We start from the raw sequence: 21,770 nt of genomic DNA, 5'->3' as shown, positions 1-21,770 counted from the left end.
TATAGAATTCATTAAGATATGATTTTATTTTCTACACATGGTAAAAGAAGCAACCTACTGTTGCTTCTCTTTCACCATCTTAATAAAGAGAAAGAAGACAATGAATACAATAAAATAATTCAATGGATTCTTAACGATGCTTATCTCCAGCGAAATCTGTAAGAATATCCAGAGAATGAAGATGGCTAGTATTGAAGGAATGATGATTTTGTACATGTCGACCACCTTCCATAGTTAGTAAAAGAAAGGGGCGCGGGCCCCTTTTTCTTCATGGTTAAAAGCAAGATGCGGCAGCTCCTGTCATTGCACCGCCAACAGCTCCGGTAATTGCTCCGACGGCACCCGCTCCTACTGTTCCGATGCCGGGTATTGTGACTGTTCCTACAGCAGCTCCTGCGAGACCCAGTGTGCCGCCGCCAGTTACCGCACCGCCGCCAGTACCTAAAATACATTTCCCGACTGATTGGGTGCTGATTGAACCGCTCGTTTTTCCAGCGTCTTTGTTCACGACTTTGACTAAAACGCCATTTTTGATTTTTTCATATTTCAGTGTAACGGGGTCACCATTTTTGTCAGTTGAGCTTTTCGGAAGAGCCTGCTCCTCGCCTGTTATGTTGTCTTTAAGCGTTGCATTGCCTTTAGCGTCAATATGAACATCTGCATGATTGAACGTCATCTTCAGCTCACTGTCGTTGAGGTTTTCAACTTTGTATGTAGCTTGTGATTCTGCGGCAGCCGCAGAATGGGGTAAAACCGGGAGGGCAAAGGCACCTACTAGGAATACCAAGGCTGCCAGTTTCACTGCGGTTAGCTTCATTTTGCTTTGCATAATTGATCCTCCTCCTTTGGTTGCCATACTAACAAAGGCATTCTGCTTCTTAAACCCTTACCATATAAAATGATAAAAAATTCACCCAATTTCATCACATTAACCGACAAGGTTTGTATGTTTCCCTTCGAAAGTCATAGGAGAGTAGAGTTCATATCTGATGCGAAGTTATCAAGGAGGATAGAAACCGTAAAGAAGATCTCAGAGAAGCACCTTATTGCGAACAACAGCTTCTTTCGCATTTTCCCTACGTCAGTATAAATCCCTTTCCGTCACGGAAACCTAGTGGAAAAGGTTTTTGAAAGGAGGGGGCGTATGATGAAGAAAAGTAAAAAAAATCAAAATAAAACATCCTTGGTTTGGAAGATGGCGATTGCGTCTGCGGTTTCTTGGGAAGCTGCAAAACTGGCTGGTTCTAAACATCCGTATTTGGCTCCTCTATCCGTTATCTTATGTTTGCAATCAACCATAGATCAGTCGGTTCGATTTTCTTTTCATCGGATTGCGGGAACGGTCATCGGAATCATGTTAACCTCTTATCTTGTCAGTTACTTACAAATGAATGGCTGGATGCTGGGGCTGTTACTATTAGGCGGGACGTACATTGCAAAGTGGTTACGAATAGATGAAACGGTTCTGCATCAAGTAGCGCTCACCATTTTATTGGTATTTACGTTTGAACGACACTCTAAAGATTATGCAATGGATCGGATCATCGATACGGTGATCGGCGTCGTCATTGCGATTCTGGTTCATATGTTTCTTTTTCCGCCGGACTATACAAAAAGGGCAGCGGACTCTTTTCAAACATTGGCTCATCAGCTTTCTGACACACTTTCAGAGCTTTCTCAATGGGTTCAATCAGAGTGGGGACAAGGAAAAGGGATGCTCATGGAAGATAAAGTGAATAACCTTCTGCAGGAGCTGCATACGGCAAAAGAGATGCTGCAAACAGCCTCTGAGAGCTTGAAATTCAACCCCATCAGAAAAAAACATAAAATCATTCTTGCAAGATATCAAACAGAGATGCAAAAGATGAATGCTGGATATGAGTATTTATCCAATGTCGTGAAAACGTTAAAAGAATGGGAAAGGGAAGGAGTTTTATCTTCAAGTGACAAAAGGGAGCTGGGCAATGATTTACAAGTGTTAAGTGAATTTTTTGCGGGTTTTAAAGGCATACAGCAGGGTGAAACAGACAATTGGAAACAGAAGGAACAGAACGTGTTATTGGAATCTCTCCGTTCCGGCATGAAGTCACACCCGCCGCCCGGTCATAAGGTCTATAAAGACTCTTTTTTTTTAGAAACGAAGAAATTGCTGAAGAGTTTGTAATGTTCTCTGGAAAAAAAGAATATGGATATACAGATGATCAGGTAAAAGCGGGGGAAATCAAATGGATAATATACACCGGATTTTGGATGTCATCGCGGCTTCTGCGAAAGCTAAGGTACTGGCTACCATCATTAAAACAGAGGGGTCCGCTTATAAGAAGGAAGGGGCCTCCATGTTAATTTTAGGGGACAAAACAAGAGTCGGAATGTTATCCGCCGGTTGTCTGGAGGAAGATCTTGCTGAAAGGTCAGAGCAGATCTGGGCTGCGGGAGAGCCGTTGATTGTCCGCTTTGATATGAGCGCGGAGGACGATTTATCCTGGGGGCAGGGCGTTGGCTGTAATGGTGCTTTGACGGTGTTGCTTGAGCCTGTAAAAGGAGAATTGGAACGAAATCTGATGACAGTCAAGACATGCTTAGATGAAAAAAAGTCTGTGACTCGAGTGAAACGATTCACTGAAACGTTAGAGCCGAAGGAAGATCTGTATATAGCTGAAGACGGCAGAGTGTTTGGAACCGGCGATATGGAACAAAGCTGTATTCAAAAACTGAGACAGACAGAAAAGGGAATCAAAAGGGGTGAACATACATCTGATTTATTTTTTATCCATCAGATGGTTCCAAAACCTTGTCTATACATCTTCGGAGCAGGAGAAGATGCAAGGCCGCTCGTTTCGTTGGCGGCTCGTGCGGGCTTTCATGTGACGGTGATTGACTGGCGTCCCGCTTTATGTCATCACGGCCATTTTCCTGAAGCCGGCCATTTGATAATAGGAGCACCGGAAGAAGTCATAGAAGGCCTGAGCATGACCCAAAGGGATTTTGTTGTTATTATGACGCACAGCTTTCAAAAAGATCAGATCATTTTACATACATTAAAAAACGAGAATGTGTTTTATAAAGGCGTATTAGGCCCCAGAAGGCGCACGGAGCGGCTGTTAGGCGGGGCAGAGATTCCGGCAGATATTCATTCCCCTATCGGCCTTCCCATCGGGGCACAAGGGCCTGAGGAGATTGCTGTAAGCATTGTTGGCGAGATGATTAAAGAAATGCGAAAACAAAGGGCTCGCTTATGAAAACAGCAGGCATTTACCTGGCAGCCGGTACAAGCAGACGCATGGGGACGGATAAGCGCAGTTTATTTCTCAATGGAGTCTCCCTCGGAAGTATGGCGCTTAAACATGCCCTGTTATCTGAATTAGATCATATCTTCGTTATAACGAGAAAGGGAGATTCACTGCATTGGCTTTCGGATTTTTTCTTTTTAAATCCCATCTCAAATAAGTGGAGCCAGGCAGAATGTGAGCAAGCGGGTAAGGGCCAAGGCCATTCTATACAATGCGGTTTGCAAAAAGCGGCAGCGTACGAGGCTGACGCCGTTATCATTCTCCTTGCAGATCAGCCGTTTGTCACCGCAGATATCATCAATACGTTAATTGATTCTTATCAAAAGGAGCGCGGCTATTCATTTATCGCCGCTGAAAATCAGCATCTTCCTATGCCCCCCATTTTATTCTCAAATCAATGTTTTCCAGTCTTGCATCAGTTAAAGGGAGATCAGGGCGCCCGGCACGTGATCCGTGAAAGTATGTTCAAGACGGGAAAAATGATCAGCTTTCAAGACCCTTTGCTTTTTTATGACGTAGACACGGTTGAAGATTATACTTTCCTGCTGAATAAATTCGGGGAGTGAATGAGTTGGAGTATATCGGGAAAAGTGTCATTCGGAAAGAGGCTCTTGAAAAAGTGACGGGTAAGGCGAAATATACGGATGATTTACATGCAACAGGCACATTACACGCAAAAATGCTGATCAGCCCATATGCTCATGCCGATATTGTGTCTATTGATTTTTCAGAAGCTTGGAAGATTCCCGGAGTGAAAGCGATATTGGGCGATGAACCTTTTCCGCTTGCAGGTGAAGAAATTAAAGACAGGCCGCCGATTGCTTATAAAAGGGTCAGGTACCACGGTGAGCCGGTTGCTGTAGTTGTGGCGGAAAATCCAATCATAGCCAAAAAGGCCGCGGATGCCATTAAAGTGTCCTATAAACCTCTTCCCGTCGTCAATTCCCCCCGTGAGGCTTTTCAAAAGGATGCTCCCCTCGTCCATGAACATGTTGACCGCTATGAGAAGAAGGCAGGTGTATTCCCGGTTCCGAAGACAAATATTGCGAACCTGGATAAAATCAGAAAAGGAAATATTGAAGACGGGTTTAAGGAAAGTGATGTGACAGCAGAATTCCAAATTTCCTTTAACCCTTCTGATCATGCGGCTATGGAGACAAGATGCTCGATTGTTGAAATTCGGGCTGATGAGGAGATTATCATGACAACATCCTCTCAAGCTCCTTTTGCCATTAAAAAATTAATGGAGTGGTACTTTGGAATTGAACCCGGAAAGGTTATCGTCAAAACCCCTTTAGTAGGAGGAGCGTACGGGGGAAAAGCAGCCGTTCAGTTAGAGGTCATTGCCTATTTGGCATCAAAAGCAGTCGGAGGCCGGCCCGTCAAGTTATTTAATACGAGAGAAGAGGATATGATCACATCTCCTGGTCATATAGGATTGGATGCCATTGTTAAATTAGGGGCCACAAAGGATGGAATTTTAAAGGCGGCAGACATTCAGCTTTTATTTGATGGCGGAGCATACTCTGATAAAGGAGTGGACATCAGCCGGGCTGCGGTGGTTGATTGTACGGGTCCGTACGCTATCGATCATATATCGTGTGATTCATATTGTATGTATACGAATCATCCATATCCAAGCGCATTTAGGGGCTACAGCCATGCTGAAGTGTTATTTGCCTTTGAGCGGACGATGGATGTATTGGCGGAAAAGCTGAACATGGACCCGTTAGAACTCCGCTATAGAAATGCCATTCGTCCCGGTGATACTACACCTACTCAAGTTCTTCTCAATTCAAGCACGGTCGGAAATGTGCCGAAATGCATTGAGAGATTGAAGGAATTAATGAATTGGTCTGAGGGACAGAGAATTGAAATCGACGGCCGGAAGATACGGGCGAAGGGGATCAGCTGTATTTGGAAAACCTCAACATTTGATACAAATGCAACGTCCGGGGTGATTTTAACCTTCAATCCCGATGGAAGCATTAATTTGATGTCAGGGGTAGTGGAAATTGGAACAGGGACAAAAACAGTGTTAGCCCAAATCTTGGCGGAACGAATGAAAATAGATATAAGCAAAATTCACGTGAAAATGCTTGTAGATACCCAAACAACGCCCGAGCATTGGAAAACCGTAGGGAGCAGAGGGACGTTAATGGCCGGAAGAGCCGTACTGAATGCAGCGGAAGAAGCCATTCGAAAGCTTAAGGAAGTGGCATCATGCGTGTTGCGGGTTCCTGTCGAGGAATTGGAAGTGGCCGATGGGAAGGTTTATTTTATAGATTATCCTGCTGTACATGTTGACATAAAAGACATTGCTTACGGATACACGTTTCCAAATGGAAATACCATTGGCGGCCAAATCATTGCGAGCGGCAATTATACATTAACCCGGATGACGAATTTAGACCGGGAAACGGGAAGAGGAAAGCCGGGACCCGAGTGGGCTGTAGGTGCGCAGGGAATTGAAGTTGAGTTGGATAAGCGGGATTATACGTATCGGATCACAAAAGCCTATTCTGTTGTAGATATAGGAACTGTACTGAATGAAAAAGCTGCAAGGGGTCAAGTGATGGGAGGGATGAGTATGGGAATCGCATTTGGAGGAAGAGAAACCTTTGTATTTGATCCATATGGAAGAGTATTAAATCCTCAACTCAGAACATACAGACCCCTTCACTATGGAGAGCAGCCTGAATATATCATTGAATTTGTTGAAACCCCGCATGTGATTGCGCCTTATGGAGCGCGCGGCGGCGGGGAACACGGACTGCTGGGGATGCCTGCAGCATTAGGAAATTGCCTTTCCGCCGCTTTAGGTGTCCAATTGAATCAACTTCCTCTCATTCCCGAACAATTATGGAGGACGCAAATGGGGTGGAAAGATGATACCGTTTGATTTCGACTATTTTAAGCCGAAGACCATACAAGAAACAACCCGTCTGTTTCACTCGCTTGCGGCCGAAAAGAAAACACCAATGTATTTTTCCGGCGGCACGGAAATTATCACGTTAGGAAGGCTGAATATCGTCTATACGGATGCAGTGATAGATATGAACGCACTTCCGGGATTTCATGCCATCCGTTTTTATGAACATGATCTGGTGATCGGAGCGGGCGTATCACTAACGAAACTGGAGGAAGAAAATCCATTTCCGCTATTAAGTAAAACAGTAAGTGAAATTGCGGATCGGACGTCTCGAAATAAAATCAGCCTGGGCGGAAACATTTGCGGGGGCATCTATTACCGTGAGGCCGTGCTGCCGCTGCTGATTTCTGATAGTTTGCTAGGGATTGCAGGGAGAGCGGGGATTCATTACCGTCCCATAAATAAAGTATTTAACAAGGAAATACAGTTGCGAAAAGGAGATTTTTTATTTCATATTGTTGTCGATCGAGCGTATGTTGACTTGCCGTTTGTCAGTATCAAAAGAAGACAGCAGTGGAATGTCGGATACCCATTGGTGACAGTCTGTGCGCTGAAAAAAGATGATGAGATCAGAATGGCCTTCAGCGGCGTATGTCCATTTCCTTTTCGTTCTGCTGAAATGGAGGCTGTGCTTAACGATAAAAGCGGCACAGCAGAAGATAGAGTGCGCAGGGCTTTACAGTATGTACCCAAACCCGTTCTTGATGATGCAGAAGGCTCAAGTGAATACCGGATATTTGTCTTGCAGCATACAATCTTAGATGCCTTACAAGAATTAGAAGGAGGTTCTCATGTCTGATCCTATTACGTTGAAAGTAAATGGCGAAGAAAGACAGATTACGGTCAGACCGGCCGATACTTTGTTATTTGCTCTCCGTCTTCGTCTCGGATTAACTGGTTCAAAGCCGGGCTGCTTAAATGGGGATTGCGGCGCCTGTACGGTATTAACGGACGGGATACCGATGAAATCTTGCTTAATGCTTGCGGCAGAAGGGGAAGGAAAGGACATTACGACAATTGAAGGACTGATCAATACGCCGATTCAAAAGGCTTTTATTGAAAAATTTGCATTTCAATGCGGATATTGCACACCTGGTTTTCTCATGAATTGTCATGCTTTAGTGAATACTGAGCCGAATGCAAGTGATGAAACGATTAAAAACTGGCTGGAGTCCAATATTTGCAGATGTACGGGTTATAAGGAGATTGAAGAAGCGGTTAAATCGGTTTTACATACAGGGAAAGGGGATCATTAGCCGTTGTTACGGAGAATCATAAAAAAGAGCCCAGAGAATCATCCCTGAACTCCATATTCCTCAATTCATATACCGATACTCCCGCAGTTTCTCCAAAATCGCGACTTCTTTCATCAGTTCTTCACCGACATTCGTTTCTTTCACTTTCTTCCGCTCCAGCTCTTTGTCAACTAATCGTTTGACCGTTAAGACGTCGGTTCCGGTGCTCAGCACTTCGGCCTTGGAGTTAAAGTGTTTATGGGCGACGAGCTGCATGCCGTAGGAGTTGTATAAGAGCGTGTAGCCGGCGATGCCTGTTGTGGATTGGTAGGCTTTGGAGAAGCCGCCGTCGATAACGATCATTTTTCCGTTTGCCTTGATCGGATCTTCGCCTTCGATTTCTTTTACCGGTGTATGGCCGTTGATGATATGGCCATGATCCGGGTTGAGCCCGAATTCCTTCAGGATGTTTCGGCAGGCTGCCTCGTCTTCACGCAAATAGTAATACGGGTTTTTCTTTTCTTTATGCGTTTCCTTCTCTTTGATGAAATACCGCTCAAAGGTGGTCATGGCGCGTTTTCCGAAGAGGGAGGAATACTCGCCTGTCCATAAGTACCAGACCATGTCTGTCGCAAGGTCATCGGTTTCTTCCGGATGAGCAAACGCTTCCCGTAAGAACCGTTCAAATACATCGAGAAGCTCACGGCCCGCATAAGCTTTATCCTCTATCATCATCGTTTCCATATTGCCGTTTTCGTCAACAGGAATACAGCCGTGAATCAACAGGTTGCCGTTATATTTTAAATACAGGCTGCCTTTTTTCATCATAAAATTCATATGGCGGCCCAGCTTCTCGGAATTCTGGACAGAGAACAGCAGCTTGTCCATGACTTCTGCTTCTTCTTCTAATAGCTGATCGGGCTGTTTGGGATTCACCGTCGCGAAGCAGGTGTTTTCCAGTTGATACGTTTTTCCGTTCAGCGTGATTTCATTGCGGTCATAATCAATCTTTTCCAATAACAGCCGTTCTTCCATATTAAAGTTCGGCCGTCTCTTAATAATCGGGCTCTCAAGCTTGAATTGGATCATCGCGATCGCCTGATGGATTTTTGTGATTTGCTTAATCTCATCTTCCGGTCTGTTTTCGGTTGCTTTCGGGCGGAATGCCGGGTTATCATCATAATATTTTTCGGCAAGGTTCAATAGCGGTCTCAGATTGATGCCGTAGACGTCTTCAATAATGTCCAGGTTGTCATAGCGGGCACAGATACGGATAATATTGGCCAGACATACTTTGGAACCGGCATAGGCGCCTATCCAGAGAACATCGTGATTCCCCCATTGAATATCCACTGAATGATAGTTGATCAGTTCTTCCATAATCCTGTCCGGCTGCGGTCCGCGGTCATAAATATCGCCGACAACATGCAGATGGTCGACTACCAATCGCTGCACGCTGTAAGCAAGCCCGGTGATCAGCTTATCAGCTTGGCCAAGCGCGATGATCTGTTCTATGATTTCGGAGTAATATTGTTCTTTGTTGGCGGATTGTTCTGTTTTGTACAGCAGCTCTTCGGAAATATAAGCAAATTGGGCAGGCAGCGCTTTGCGCAATTTGGAGCGGGTGTACTTAGAGGAGCAATAAGAAACGAGCTTAATCATCCGATGAATCGTTTCTTTATACCACTCGTTTAATGCCTCTTTCGTATCAAAGTCATGTTTGATCAGCTTCAGTTTGTCCTCCGGATAATAGACCAAAGCCGCCAGTTCATCAATTTCTCTATCGTAAATGACGCCGCTGAAAATATCGCGGATCTTCTCTTTTACTCTTCCTGAACCGTTCCGCAGCACGTGCTGGAATGCCTGATACTCTCCGTGCAGATCACTGACGAAATGCTCGGTTCCTTTCGGCAGGTTCAGTATCGCTTTCAGATTAATGATCTCTGTGACCACTTTTTCTTCACAATCGTATTTTTGTGCGAGCAGATCTAAATATTTGGTTTCCAATCTCGTCCATCCCCTTTTTATTTACGAGCCATTGCATGATAAGGTGAATTTAAAGTATGACATGATATTTAAATCATTAGACCTTATATGATAGTACCTCATAAGTCCTTTTTGAGACAAACAAAACAGAAAATACGGCGCTTAAGGCCTCAACATATACCTTCCGCAGACAGCTCATCACCCTGTTGACAAATGATTAAACTTCTATTAAAATAAAAAGTTAGCTGATAGTTATTTCTATCGGAAACTTAATACGTAGCAGGCTATGATTGCTGTGGGTCGCACTACAGCAGGAGCGGCTTCTGGAGAGACCGCGGGTTTACCGCGGCGCCGAAGGGTTCACAATCTCAGGCAAAAGGACAGAAGAGTACCGAATATGTATTTGGCATGCTGTTGATTGTCAGCGGCGCAAATATAATTTGATATTCTTATGACCATGAGATTGGAGGGCATCCAATCTCTTTTTTTATTGGCTTTATTTTCTCGTCGTTCATCAAAAAGTAAGGAGGAGTCAGGTGTGGAACAGCGAGAGCTAAAGAGGGACTTGTCGAATCGGCACGTGCAGCTGATCGCCATTGGCGGCACGATCGGCACCGGATTGTTTTTAGGGTCCGGTAAGGCGATTCAGCTGGCGGGTCCTTCTATCATCTTTGCGTATTTTATTGTAGGTATTGCGCTTTTTTTCGTCATGAGGGCGCTGGGAGAACTGCTGTTATCTAAAGCGGGGTACCAATCATTAACGGATATTGCCGAGGCGTATTTAGGGCCGCGTGCGGCGTTTGTCACCGGCTGGACTTATTGGTTTTGCTGGATTATGACGGCTATGGCGGATGTGATCGCCGTCGGTGTATATGTGAAATATTGGTTTGACATTCCGCAGTGGGTTCCTGCACTTATCTGTTTGCTCATTTTATTAGGGCTTAATCTGTTAACAGTCAAGATTTTTGGAGAATTGGAGTTTTGGTTCGCCTTAATTAAGGTGATCACGATTCTCGCGTTAATTGTCATCGGCGTGGTTTTGCTGGTGATTGGGTTCAAAACGCATACCGGAACGGTTTCAGCGGCGAATCTGTGGGAGCACGGCGGCTTGTTTCCAAACGGGTTTTCAGGCTTTTTGCTGTCGTTCCAGATGGTGATCTTCGCCTATGTCGGTGTGGAATTAGTGGGTGTGTCGGCAGCGGAGACATCAAATCCGAAAAAAAACATTCCGTCCGCTATCAATAAAATTCCATTGCGTATTTTATTTTTCTACGTCGGGGCATTGATCATTCTTTTATGTATTAACCCTTGGACGCAGCTGAATGCGGCGGAAAGTCCTTTTGTGAAAACCTTCAGCTTAGTCGGCATTCCGGTGGCCGCGGGAATCATTAATTTTGTCGTATTAACGTCGGCCGCTTCTGCTTGTAACAGCGGGATGTTTTCTACAAGCCGGATTTTGTATAATTTAAGCAAAACGAAACAGGCGCCGGCCAGTTTCGCGAAGCTGAATAAAAATCATGTGCCGAGCAGTGCATTATGGGTATCGGTCATTGTGCTGTCAGCGGGCGCTCTTTTAAGCAAATTGATACCGGAAGAAGCGTTTGGCATCGTGACCACCATCAGCGCAATTTGTTTCATTTGGGTGTGGGGCGTGATTCTTGTCTGTCATATCAGATACAGGAAAACCCGCCCGGACTTACACGCAGGCTCGTCTTTCAAGGCGCCGTTCGCGCCGTTTATCAATTACGCCGTACTGGCGCTGTTTGCCGCCATTCTGGTGATTATGCTATTTGCGGATGCGACGCGCCCGGCTTTGCTGCTGACGCCGCTGTGGTTTATTGGACTGTTTCTTATCTATCGGGCGAGAGGGAGCAAGACATAAAGGTTATGAATGAAATGGTCATCAGAGTTTCAAGAAAAAGACAGCGTACCGCTTGCAGTATGCTGTCTTTTTCTTTCGTTGACCAGGCGAACTATAGGGCCTTAATAGCGAGCAAGCCTTATGTATAAATAGATTAGAGGGTCAACAACTAAAAAAGACTCGAATCATTTTGTTAAAAGAAAAAGTATGCCTCCCAAAATACAAATTTAAAAAAAGAAAATGGATGAGTTAGTAAAAGACTTTCTTTGCAATTCAAATAACCCCTTTCTAATTAAAGGAAAAAAGTAATAGATATAAATGGAAATATATTGATATTTTAACAAGGGTAATGTTAACATTATTTACCCTTAAAATTCAAATGATATAGAAAGAAGGCGAAAAAGTGGGAGCAGCTGCAAAACGATGAGGAAAAGCATGTGTTGGCGGGGCAAACCCTAACTGATAACATAAAAAAGCCGCCATTCATATGGCGGCTTTTTACATTAATTCCGGATCAAATAATCAAATGCGCCTAAAGCGGCAGTTGCACCTGATCCCATTGAGATAATGATTTGGTTGTACGGGCCGTCTGTGCAGTCCCCTGCGGCGAATAGGCCGGGAACGCTTGTCGCGCCGCTCTTATCGACAATAATTTCGCCGATGCGGTTGCGTTCGACGGTTTCGTCTAACCATTCTGTATTAGGCACGAGACCGATTTGGACGAATACACCTTGAAGTTCAACGTGTTTTTCTTCGCCTGTTTCACGGTCAACGAACGTAATGCCGTTTACGTTTTGGTCGCCTGTGATTTCTTTCGTTTGTGCATTTTTGTGCACAGTGACGTTTGGCAGGCTGTAAAGACGTTTTTGCAGGACTTCGTCTGCTTTCAGTTCAGGCGCGAACTCCAGCACAGTCACGTGATTGACGATACCTGCAAGGTCAATCGCCGCTTCGATTCCGGAGTTTCCGCCGCCGATAACGGCTACGTCTTTGCCTTCAAACAATGGTCCGTCACAGTGCGGGCAGTATGCAACACCTTTGTTCTTGAACTCTTGCTCACCAGGTACGTTGACATTGCGCCAGCGGGCACCTGTTGACAGGATCACTGTTTTACTTTTCAGTACAGCGCCGTTTTCAAGTTCAAGTTCGAAGAGGTCTTTTTTCTCAAGGCGTTTCGCGCGCTGAAGGTTCATGACGTCAATATCATAATCTTTCACGTGCTCTTCAAGGCTTGCAGCGAGCTTCGGTCCTTCAGTCGCTTTGACGCTGATGAAGTTTTCGATGCTCATGGTGTCGAGTACCTGGCCGCCGAAGCGTTCAGCGACGACACCGGTGCGGATGCCTTTACGCGCCGTGTAGATCGCCGCGCTTGCGCCGGCAGGTCCGCCGCCGACAACAAGAACGTCAAACGGCTCTTTGTCGGCAAACTCAGACGCATCTGCGCCGCTGCCCATTTTCGCGAGAATCTCTTCGATGGTCATACGGCCGCTTCCGAAAGATTCACCGTTTAAGAAAACAGTCGGAACAGCCATAATGTTTTTGCTTTCTACTTCTTCTTTGAATGCCGCGCCGTCAATCATTGTATGAGTGATATTCGGGTTGAGCACGCTCATCATGTTTAATGCTTGGACGACATCAGGGCAGTTGTGGCACGTCAGGCTGATATAAGACTCAAAGCGGTATTCTCCGCTGATGTTCTTAATCTGGTCAATGACCTTTTGATCAGCCTTAGGCGCTCTGCCGCTGACTTGAAGCAATGCCAGCACTAATGATGTAAATTCGTGGCCGAGAGGAACACCGGCGAATGTAACGCCTGTGTCTTCTCCGGTACGATTAACGCTGAAGCTCGGTGTTCTGTTTAATTCAGTTTTTTCAACTGAAATTTTAGATGACATGGAAGCCAGTTCGTCAACGAGAGCCAGCATGTCCTTAGAAGTGTCATCATCACCGGCGCTTACTTTGAGAACAATGTCGTTCTCAATTAGCTGCATGTATTGATTTAATTGTGCTTTGATATTTGCATCAAGTACCAATTGAATGCACTCCTTAGATTTTACCTACCAAATCAAGGCTAGGTGTAAGTGTTTCGCCGCCTTCTTCCCATTTAGCCGGGCAGACTTCACCTGGGTTTTGACGAACGTATTGAGCTGCTTTTACTTTGTTTACAAGGTTGCTTGCGTCACGGCCGATACCGCCAGCATTGATTTCAACTGTTTGGATGACGCCATCAGGATCGATGATGAATGTTCCGCGGTCAGCAAGACCAGTTTCTTCGTCAAGAACGTCGAAGTTGCGGGAGATCGTTTGAGATGGGTCACCGATCATTGCGTAAGTGATTTTGCCGATTTTTTCAGAGCTGTCATGCCAGCCTTTGTGTACGAAGTGAGTATCTGTAGAAACAGAGTATACTTCAACACCTAATTCTTTCAGTGCAGCGTATTGTCCTTGAAGATCTTCAAGTTCAGTCGGGCAAACGAAAGAGAAATCTGCTGGGTAGAAGCAGAAAACGCTCCATTGACCTTTCAAATCTTCGTTTGTTACATCGATGAATTCACCGTTTTTGAAAGCTTTTGCTTCGAATGGCAGTACTTCTTTTCCGATTAAAGACATAATATCTTCCTCCTGAAATGTGATTTTAAAATATATTAAAAAGACAAAGCATTCACTTTATCTTTCAATAATAATTCTAATTATATATAGATTATTAAATAACATTTATTTTTTGTCAAGCTATATGAGGTATTATTTTCTGCTTTTTTTTGCTTTAGACGTTAAAAATCGCTTGGTATAAGCGGTTTGGCGCTGTTTATCATGTTTAGCGCCGGGCGGAAGGGGGATTCTCAATTGGTGAAACGAAATAGTGGGAATCAACCCCTCTATATGGCAGTATAAACCAAAGGGGGTATGATCATGCAAATAAATAACATTACTTTGTACAGTTGTGCTTTAGAGGAGACGAAAGACTTCTACGTCAGGGTGTTGGGTTTTTCTTTAGCGGGTGAGTCCGATGATTCGTTTACAATCAAGGCGGGAGAAAGTGAATTGGAATTCAGGCGCGCCGATTCTCAATCTCATCCGGCGTATCATTTCGCGTTTAACATTCCGAATAATCGTTTTGATGAGGCGAAGGCGTGGATAAAGGATAAAGTCGTTTTTCAAACGGAAGATGGGGAGGATGAGGTGTATTTCTCTCATATACATGCGCGTTCCTTTTATTTCAAAGATCCGTCCAACAATCTGGCGGAATTCATCGCGAGAGACACATCGCCGGCAAGCGCGGAACGTTTTTCGGTTGAGTCCGTCCTGAATATCGGCGAGGTGAATCTGACGGCTGCCGAGGTGGTATCGACCGGGAAGGAGCTGCAGCGTTTCGGTATACCGGTGAGAGACGGCGCGCCTCTTAAGGAGAACGGGTTTCATTTCATGGGTGATTACAATGATGGGGCGTTTTTGCTTTTAGGGCCGAACGGGCGCCGCTGGATTTTTTCTGATCAGCATGCGGAGTTTCATCCGCTGTCTGTCATTGTGAACGGGACGATCCGCATTGAGGCTGACGGAAAAGGCGGCATTGACATCAAGCGGGCGCAGCCGTCATAAAAAAGCCCGGGCTCAAAAGGCCCGGACTTAAGGACATTATTTATAAACAACCCGGGTGCTGCACATGATGTCGTGCAGCGCTTTTTTCTCTCCGAAGGCACCCATAATGAAACCGATATAAAGAATGACCTTAGATATGATATAAGCGAAAGCGCGTCCGAAGGCTTGGCCGATGGAAATGCGTCCGCCATCTTCATTGACGACCTTAAGGCCGAGCAATGCTTTTCCCAGTGTCCCCTGCATCTTTGAGGCTGTGAGCAGGCTGAAATATAAGATGCTGATCACAAAAGAGCTCACAAGAATCGGGATGACGCCGAACACCAGAAAAGAGATGTTAAACTGATTTTCGGTCATGAAGGGGTCAGCCGCCGCAACGCCTGCCGCAAATAAAAAACTGACTGCAAATTGAATGATAAAAATCGGAATTCCTATAATGATCTGATCAATGACATACGCCAGAAACCGAATCCAAAATCCTGCCGGTCTTTCCATGTATCTTTTTCTCTCCCTTGCTTTAATCTGCCATATTATACGTAATCATGCCGGATTTTGCAACGGAGCTTAAGCTTCTGCGAGCGGCCTCTTTCCCCATGCTAAGCGTCCCATGATCAGCCCGAAAGCCAGAAGGGCAAAAAAGATGCCGCACCACATCAGCTGATGGATTCCCAAATGTGAAATAAACCAGCCTCCCGCCGCCGTTCCGATGGTGATGCCGAGGTTGGAAAAAGAGACAAACAGGCTGTTGCCGAATTCGGGGGCCTCCTTTGCTTCCGCAGTAAGCCATGTCTGACTCACAATGAGACCGCCGGAATGAACGGCGCCCCATACGAAGACAAGGACGGCCATCGGTGCGAAAGACGTCCCAAACCCATATATGAGCAAGTAGGCGGCTGTATAAAGAAGCGGAAACAGGATGACGGTCTTTTTCATATTTTTGTATAACAAAGCGCCGAAGACGAAATTCCCGGCTATCATAATCACCCCGAAGCTCATCAGCATGAAGCTGACCCATGTGCCGTTCATATTGGACACCCGTCCGAGGTACTCCGCAAAATAGCTGTAGACAGAAAACATGGCCGCAAAGAGACAGGTAACGGCAGCGATATTAAGCCACAAGGCCGGTTTGCGAAGGATGCCGAGCTGGCTTCTGAAAGACATTTTTTCTGTGACCGGCATGGATGGCAAAAAGAGAAGAATGCCCATGAACGCGATGAGACTGACGATCGCGCCGAATAGGAAGGCTGATTCAAGGGAGAGACGCTCAGCCAGATAGGATGTGAAAGGGACGCCGAACGCAAAGCCGGCGGTGATGCCTGAAAAGACTTTCGTTACGGCTTTTCCGGATTGGCCGGCGGGAACAAGGCGGGCCGCGGCCGCAAGCGCTACAGAAAAGAACACGGGGTGGCATAAAGCCGGAATGATTCGAAACGCAAGCATGACACTGAAATGCGCCGTATACGCGTAGACCGCATTAGAAACGGCAAACATCAGCACCGCCAAAAGCAGAATGTATTTCCGGTTTATACCTGAGGCAAGCAAGGTCAAAAACGGCCCCGACACAGCGACGATGAATGCGAAAATACTGACAAGCCACCCCGCTTTTGAAGCGGCCATTTGAAATCTGTCCGCCACTTGCGGAAGAACGCCGATAATGCCCATCTCGGTTGTAATAATCCCGAAAACCCCTAGTGCCAAAAATAGAATGAAGATGGAACTGCTTTTTTTCATTGTTATGTATGCCTCCTTTTATAACTACATATACAGAAAAATAGATATGTTAGAACAAAAAAAGCCCTCCTTTCATGTTTATAGCTGGTGCTGAACATAGTCAGCAAAGGCTTTAATTTGTTTTTCATTCCTTCTGTAATAGGTCCACTTTCCGATTCGTTCAGATTCCAGCAGGCCGGCTTTTTGCATCGTCAGCAGGTAGCTGGAGATGACGGACTGCGCAAGCCCCGACTTTGCCTGAATATCACCGACGCAAATTCCGGTGCGGAAACTGAGGCCCTGCTCAAGATAAGGCCTTTCATCAAAATGGTCCTCCGGGTGTTTAAGCCATGTCATAATATCACTTCGTGTTTTGTTGGATAACGCTTTATGAATCAATATCGGTTCCATAACGTTTATTATATCTATTTTTCTGGATTTGTAAATTCGTTTTTTAACGAAACGCTTCTCAAAATAAGTAAAAACCGTGTTAAAATATAACATATTATCAGATTACCGGTAAAAAATCCGGGTATTTGTCAGGAGGATATTCACATGAAACAAAAGAAAAAAGGTACGGTCGCGGTGACCTTGTTTTCCGCTCTGATGTTTTGTCTATTGCCGGTCATCGTCTCGCTTTCTCCGCTTGCAGAAACGGGGCCGAACGCGAATCATTTTAACTCTGCAGGCATGTGGGCCGCCGTCGGCCAGATCTTTGTTATATATGCGGTCCCGTTCATTATGTATGTTCTCGGTGTCCGTGTCATGAAAATCATCATGGCCGTTTTTTGCGGAATCGGGCTTATCATTTGCGCGGCTGTCTTGTTGGTGACGTTATTGACCGCCATTTCCTTAGGGCAGGAGCTGTCTCTTTATTACGGCCTTTTCGTTTGGTCAGGCGCAGCTTTTATCGTCAATGTGGTGTGGTATATTGCCGCGTTTCGTTCCTCTCCGAAACATCAGCAGCAGTCTATGTGACATTTGTTCTATAAATCTACTTAAAATACAAATATTTCATAGGATGATTATGGTATGATTATAGCGGTATAGCAGTTTTTAATAGAAACGGGAGGAACTGACATTGAAAAAAAAGACGGCTTCACTTCGAATGAAAACATTGGCAGCCGGCGCTGCGGTTGCTGCGGCTTTATCTGTGGGAGCGGTTTCTGATCTGCCGGGGGCAAAATGGCTGCATCCGGCGGCTGCTCAAGCTGCGGAAACGGTATTTAAACAAAATCATGCGGCATCCGGTTTCTTGACGGGACGGTATGACGCGCAGGCCATGTCTCCGACGATGTTCAACTGGTCAAGGGAAAGCCGGTTCACAAGCACTGCCGACGGATCGTTAAAATGGGAAAAGAATGTCCCGGCCAACCCTCAAAACGGTGCGGGAGCCGCGGTTGACGGAGACGGCACCGTATTTATTCAATCAAAAGACGGGAAGCTGACGGCATATCATCCGGACGGTTCTGTGAAATGGGTGACGGAAAACCTCGGGACAACCTATACGCTGACTCCGGTGCTCGGAACAAACGGTGTCATTTATCTTCCTTCTCACGATAAAAAACTGTATTTCATCGACAAAGAAACCGGAAATATTTTAACATCGGTTCCGCTGAGCGGAGCGCCGAGTTCCGATGCGGCTATCGGCTCTGACGGCACGCTGTATGTGTCGACGCTGGATAACTATATCTATGCGATTAAACCGACGTCGCCTTCGACATGGACGCAAAAGTGGAAATTTAAAACAAACGGCGTGGTCGGCTCCGCTCCCGTGTTAGCATCAAACGGCACGCTGTATACGGCAACGTACAATAATATCTTTTATGCGATCAATTCCGGAACGGGCCAAGTGAAATGGTCAAAAACGACGTCCAACGGGTTTAAAGGCTATCCGGTTATTGACAGAGACGGCACCGTTTACGCCGGAAACCAAGACGGCAGCTTATACGCCTATACATCAACGGGTGCTGTAAAATGGACGTTCCCGTTAAATGGTTTCTCGAGCTCTTCATTAGCGATTGACCATAACGGCAATGTGTATATCGGTTCCGGAAGCGGCGAACTGTTTTCCATCAGCAAAACCGGTAATATGAACTGGTCTTTCTATACGGACGGGCCTGTGAGAACGGCGCCGCTGATTGATGCAGACGGCAATGTGTACTTCGGCTCCGACGATAAAAACGTCTATGCGGTTGACGCTGACGGTAATGAAAAATGGCGCTATCAAACAGACAGCAATGTCATTTCCTCCCCGGTTCTGGCTGAAGACGGCACGCTTTACGTCGGCACTTATACGAAACTGCTCGCATTCGGGGCAAAAAAATAAAAAAAAGAATCCGCGTCATCTGCGCGGATTCTTTTTTTATTTAGAGGCTTGAATAAAAACGCCTTTTTCATGAGAAAATTCTTTAAAGCCGTACACACCGTGATATGAACCGATTCCGCTCGTATTAACGCCGCCGAACGGAAGGTTAACGTCAGTGAAATGAACGACGACATCATTGATAGAAGCATTGCCGGACGTCGTGTGCTGCAGAACATAATCGATCAGCTCCTGATTACGGCTGAATACATATAAGGCAAGCGGCTTGTCCCGGTCAGTGATGTAATCAACGGCTTCACTAATATCTTCGTAATTCATAATCGGCAGAATCGGTGCGAAAATTTCCTCTTGCATGATCTTCATATCAGGCGTGACGTTTGTCAGCACGGTCGGAGAAATCGTGCGGTCATGCGCATCGAATACGCCGCCGAAGGCCGTTTTTGCCCCTTTTTCAATGGCATCATCATATAGAGCTTTGACACGGTTAAAGTTGCGCTCATTAACAATCTGCGTGAATTTATTGCGGTCAACCGTATGATCATCCTCCATAAAACCTGCATTGACAATGGTTTGCAGGAGATCTGTAAAGGTGTCCTGTACATCTTCCTTCATAAGGAGATAGTCAGGAGCGATACATGTTTGTCCCGCATTGACAAATTTGCCGACGGCGATTTTTTTCGCTGCGTCCATTAAATCATAGTCGCTGTCAATGATCGTCGGGCTTTTTCCGCCAAGCTCAAGCGTGACGGACGACAAGTGCTTCGCCGCTGCCGTCATGACGATTTTGCCGACATTCGTGCTGCCGGTGAAGAAAATGTGATCAAACGGCTGATCGAGCAGTTCTGTCGCGACATCAACCTCACCTTCAAAAATGGCGACTTCTTCTTCATGAAATGCTTCACGAATGACTGTCGCGGCAATATGGCTCGTCTCCATCGTAAAATCAGACAGCTTCACAATCGCGCTGTTGCCGGCCGCAATGGCGGCGGCAAGCGGAGCCATCGTCAGCATAAACGGATAATTCCATGGGCCGAGAATTAAGGTGACGCCTTTTGGCTCGTACATTAATACGCCGTCAGCGTCCGGGCTGACGGATGAGCCGACGCGTTTCGGCGCCATCCAGGTGTCGAGATTGTTCATATTATCTTTAATCGCCTTGATCGTTCCCTGCGTTTCCGCTCTTTTCACCTCATGATAAGGCTTGCGGACGTCCCGTCTGATCGCCTCGATGATTTCTTCTTCATGAGCGGTGACGGCATCTAAAAAGCGCTGAAGCTTTTCTTTGCGCTGCTCGGCTGTTGAAGCACGCAGTGTTTTTTGATTTTTTTTCTGAAGCTCAAAGACGCGTTTGATGTCTGCTTTTATATGCTGATCCATCGGTCTTCCTCCTCTGGTTGCTTTTTTGTTTCTTCAGGGCCTATTATAGTGTGATGTGATTTTGCGGCAAAGACAGCGTAAACGCATCTATACGTTACCGTACAAATTGCGGTGATCTGTCTAATGAAAGGAGTGTCTCTTATGCCGGATTCTGTGACAACTGACATCAAACAAGCGCTCTTGGTTATGCTTGGGGAGCGGGATATCCGCCGTGTGACCATGAAGGATATCGCCGAACGGGCGCACGTGAGCCGGGGGACACTGTACCTTTATTACGAGGATAAATATGCAATTTTAGAAGATATAACGGAAGAAATGAAGGACGGGCTGAGTGAAGCGCTGTATGATTCGCTGAAGCATAAAGATGTGCTTCATTTAAATGGCGGCTGGCAAAAAGTGCATCCGACCCTGTCTTTTGTTGACCGGCATCGGGCGTTTTTCCAAACGATGATGGATCGTCAAAAAATGCCGTATTTTCACTTTCATGCTTTTTTAAAAGATGTATTCCGGCATGATGTGCTTTTGTCACCGGTGAATGCAAATTTCTCACCGACCGAACAGGATATGTACATTCATTACCGCTCTTTATACACGTATGCCATTGTGTTGTACTGGCTGAATGAGGAGCCTGGGGCATCACCGGAAGCGATCAGCGGGCAGGTGTGGGATTTGATTTCTCAAAAACGGTTTTACTGGCTGTTCGGCCGCCGGGTGCCGGAACAAGAAGAAAAAAAGCCCGCCGACCGGCGGGTGGCACGGACGAGGCAGGCCTTGCAAGAGGCTATGATCGGCTTAGCAGCAGAAAAAAAGGATTACGCGGCGGTTACGATTTCCGATATTGCCCGTCAAAGCAACCTCCGCCGTGCCACTTTTTATGACCATTACGCCAACAAAGAAGCGTTGCTGAAAACGATCATCCATCAATCATGCCGGGAGCTGATCAGATTATTGACAGTAAAGGGAGATCCTGCTGACTGCTCCATGGAAGAAGCGGAAACTGCGCTCGTCCGGCTCTTTTCCGCACTGTCGGAAGGCATGCCGCTCGTCCATTTTCTGAGAGAGGGTTCCGGAGTGCCTGACGTCATCCCGGAAATGTTCAGAGCGCTGCAATCGTTTTATCTTCATCAGCCTTTGCACATTCAGGCGGGCAAAAAGCTCTATGCATACTATGTCGCGTCCATGCTCGTCGGTCTGATTCAATATCGCCTTCATGAAGGACAAGACCACGCGCCGGACATGCTGGCCCGGGAGTTTCTGCAGTTTTTGGATGTGAAGAAGTATCGGGTGATTTTGCTGTGAAGATGATGAAAAAGAACTCCAAAACAGGCGGAGTTCTTTTTTTCTGTTTTCTTTGAGAAGTGCCGATATGAAGTGTCCGGCGTTATCCCTTATAAAAAAAGAAATTCTGCTGCCAAACATGACAAATGTCATATTCGGGGCATGATGGCTGCTACTACAA

At 45.9% G+C, this 21,770-nt stretch carries 20 protein-coding genes and 1 riboswitch; of the genes, 11 read left to right on the top strand and 9 right to left on the bottom strand.

Translation table 11 applies throughout. The features are described 5' to 3' along the window. Positions 1 to 54: 54 nt before the first annotated feature. On the bottom strand, positions 55 to 216 hold the full coding sequence (locus AD710_RS19530) for a hypothetical protein (protein WP_049627703.1): 162 nt from the start codon (positions 214 to 216) through the stop codon (positions 55 to 57). A gap of 58 nt (positions 217 to 274) precedes the next feature. Further along, positions 275 to 829, bottom strand: a complete 555-nt coding sequence (locus AD710_RS07465; protein WP_049627702.1) for a hypothetical protein — start codon at positions 827 to 829, stop codon at positions 275 to 277. Positions 830 to 1,147: 318 nt separating this feature from the next. Between AD710_RS07465 and AD710_RS07460 the strand changes: the two genes are divergently transcribed. The 6 genes from AD710_RS07460 to AD710_RS07435 all read left to right on the top strand — a co-directional run bounded on the left by AD710_RS07460 (position 1,148) and on the right by AD710_RS07435 (position 7,478). After that, positions 1,148 to 2,164, top strand: coding sequence for an FUSC family protein (locus tag AD710_RS07460; RefSeq protein ID WP_049628782.1), 1,017 nt, complete (start codon positions 1,148 to 1,150; stop codon positions 2,162 to 2,164). A 61-nt stretch (positions 2,165 to 2,225) separates the two neighbouring features. Continuing rightward, on the top strand, positions 2,226 to 3,239 hold the full coding sequence (locus AD710_RS07455) for an XdhC family protein (RefSeq protein WP_049627701.1): 1,014 nt from the start codon (positions 2,226 to 2,228) through the stop codon (positions 3,237 to 3,239). After that, complete coding sequence (locus AD710_RS07450) at positions 3,236 to 3,856, top strand: NTP transferase domain-containing protein (RefSeq protein WP_049627700.1); 621 nt, start codon at positions 3,236 to 3,238, stop codon at positions 3,854 to 3,856. The genes AD710_RS07455 and AD710_RS07450 overlap by 4 nt, the downstream gene beginning before the upstream one ends. 5 nt (positions 3,857 to 3,861) lie before the next feature. Further along, complete coding sequence (locus tag AD710_RS07445; RefSeq protein ID WP_049627699.1) at positions 3,862 to 6,192, top strand: xanthine dehydrogenase family protein molybdopterin-binding subunit; 2,331 nt, start codon at positions 3,862 to 3,864, stop codon at positions 6,190 to 6,192. Next, positions 6,179 to 7,021, top strand: a complete 843-nt coding sequence (locus AD710_RS07440; RefSeq protein WP_049627698.1) for an FAD binding domain-containing protein — start codon at positions 6,179 to 6,181, stop codon at positions 7,019 to 7,021. The genes AD710_RS07445 and AD710_RS07440 overlap by 14 nt, the downstream gene beginning before the upstream one ends. Then, the gene (locus tag AD710_RS07435) at positions 7,014 to 7,478 is read left to right on the top strand and encodes a (2Fe-2S)-binding protein (protein WP_016937398.1); all 465 of its coding nucleotides are present in this window, start codon (positions 7,014 to 7,016) and stop codon (positions 7,476 to 7,478) included. Before AD710_RS07440 ends, AD710_RS07435 begins: the two co-directional genes overlap by 8 nt. A 60-nt stretch (positions 7,479 to 7,538) precedes the next feature. Here the strand turns inward: AD710_RS07435 and fbp are convergent, their stop codons facing one another. Beyond that, a complete protein-coding gene (gene fbp / locus AD710_RS07430) occupies positions 7,539 to 9,464 on the bottom strand; it encodes a fructose-1,6-bisphosphatase (RefSeq protein ID WP_045925592.1) in 1,926 nt (641 codons plus the stop codon). Positions 9,465 to 9,756: 292 nt separating this feature from the next. After that, positions 9,757 to 9,837, top strand: a riboswitch (glycine riboswitch). A gap of 144 nt (positions 9,838 to 9,981) precedes the next feature. Between fbp and AD710_RS07425 the strand changes: the two genes are divergently transcribed. Beyond that, the gene (locus AD710_RS07425; RefSeq protein WP_049627697.1) at positions 9,982 to 11,325 is read left to right on the top strand and encodes an amino acid permease; all 1,344 of its coding nucleotides are present in this window, start codon (positions 9,982 to 9,984) and stop codon (positions 11,323 to 11,325) included. A 482-nt stretch (positions 11,326 to 11,807) separates the two neighbouring features. Here AD710_RS07425 and ahpF read toward each other — a convergent pair whose 3' ends face one another. Both ahpF and ahpC read right to left on the bottom strand, forming a co-directional pair. Next, the gene (gene ahpF / locus AD710_RS07420; RefSeq protein WP_007614902.1) at positions 11,808 to 13,337 is read right to left on the bottom strand and encodes an alkyl hydroperoxide reductase subunit F; all 1,530 of its coding nucleotides are present in this window, start codon (positions 13,335 to 13,337) and stop codon (positions 11,808 to 11,810) included. A gap of 13 nt (positions 13,338 to 13,350) precedes the next feature. Beyond that, a complete protein-coding gene (ahpC, locus tag AD710_RS07415) occupies positions 13,351 to 13,914 on the bottom strand; it encodes an alkyl hydroperoxide reductase subunit C (RefSeq protein ID WP_004393188.1) in 564 nt (187 codons plus the stop codon). Between the two features lie 300 nt (positions 13,915 to 14,214). Between ahpC and AD710_RS07410 the strand changes: the two genes are divergently transcribed. Beyond that, a complete protein-coding gene (locus AD710_RS07410; RefSeq protein ID WP_049627696.1) occupies positions 14,215 to 14,901 on the top strand; it encodes a VOC family protein in 687 nt (228 codons plus the stop codon). A gap of 36 nt (positions 14,902 to 14,937) precedes the next feature. On the opposite strand, the gene AD710_RS07405 is transcribed toward AD710_RS07410, so the two are convergent. From AD710_RS07405 to AD710_RS07395, 3 genes are all read right to left on the bottom strand, one after another. Then, positions 14,938 to 15,393, bottom strand: coding sequence for an RDD family protein (locus AD710_RS07405; RefSeq protein WP_049627695.1), 456 nt, complete (start codon positions 15,391 to 15,393; stop codon positions 14,938 to 14,940). 69 nt (positions 15,394 to 15,462) lie between these two features. After that, positions 15,463 to 16,629 carry an MFS transporter gene (locus AD710_RS07400; protein ID WP_049627694.1) on the bottom strand — a complete coding sequence of 389 codons (1,167 nt, stop codon included), beginning with the start codon at positions 16,627 to 16,629 and terminating at the stop codon, positions 15,463 to 15,465. A gap of 78 nt (positions 16,630 to 16,707) precedes the next feature. Then, positions 16,708 to 17,019: an ArsR/SmtB family transcription factor gene (locus tag AD710_RS07395; RefSeq protein ID WP_015240918.1), complete on the bottom strand. Its 312-nt coding sequence runs from the start codon at positions 17,017 to 17,019 to the stop codon at positions 16,708 to 16,710. A 144-nt stretch (positions 17,020 to 17,163) separates the two neighbouring features. Between AD710_RS07395 and AD710_RS07390 the strand changes: the two genes are divergently transcribed. Together AD710_RS07390 and AD710_RS07385 are read left to right on the top strand one after the other, a co-directional pair. Beyond that, positions 17,164 to 17,586: a DUF5391 family protein gene (locus AD710_RS07390; protein WP_049627693.1), complete on the top strand. Its 423-nt coding sequence runs from the start codon at positions 17,164 to 17,166 to the stop codon at positions 17,584 to 17,586. A gap of 130 nt (positions 17,587 to 17,716) precedes the next feature. Next, positions 17,717 to 18,937: an outer membrane protein assembly factor BamB family protein gene (locus tag AD710_RS07385; protein ID WP_116746233.1), complete on the top strand. Its 1,221-nt coding sequence runs from the start codon at positions 17,717 to 17,719 to the stop codon at positions 18,935 to 18,937. Positions 18,938 to 18,973: 36 nt separating this feature from the next. On the opposite strand, the gene AD710_RS07380 is transcribed toward AD710_RS07385, so the two are convergent. Continuing rightward, on the bottom strand, positions 18,974 to 20,311 hold the full coding sequence (locus tag AD710_RS07380) for an aldehyde dehydrogenase family protein (protein WP_049627692.1): 1,338 nt from the start codon (positions 20,309 to 20,311) through the stop codon (positions 18,974 to 18,976). Between the two features lie 141 nt (positions 20,312 to 20,452). On the opposite strand from AD710_RS07380, the gene AD710_RS07375 reads away from it, so the two are divergent. After that, entirely contained in the window at positions 20,453 to 21,610 is a 1,158-nt protein-coding gene (locus tag AD710_RS07375; protein ID WP_049627691.1) for a TetR/AcrR family transcriptional regulator, read from the top strand. Positions 21,611 to 21,770 lie beyond the last annotated feature (160 nt).

Source organism: Bacillus sp. JFL15 (genome assembly GCF_001184225.1).
GTDB classification, from domain to species: domain Bacteria; phylum Bacillota; class Bacilli; order Bacillales; family Bacillaceae; genus Bacillus; species Bacillus siamensis.
This window is presented reverse-complemented; position numbering and strand designations above follow the sequence as displayed.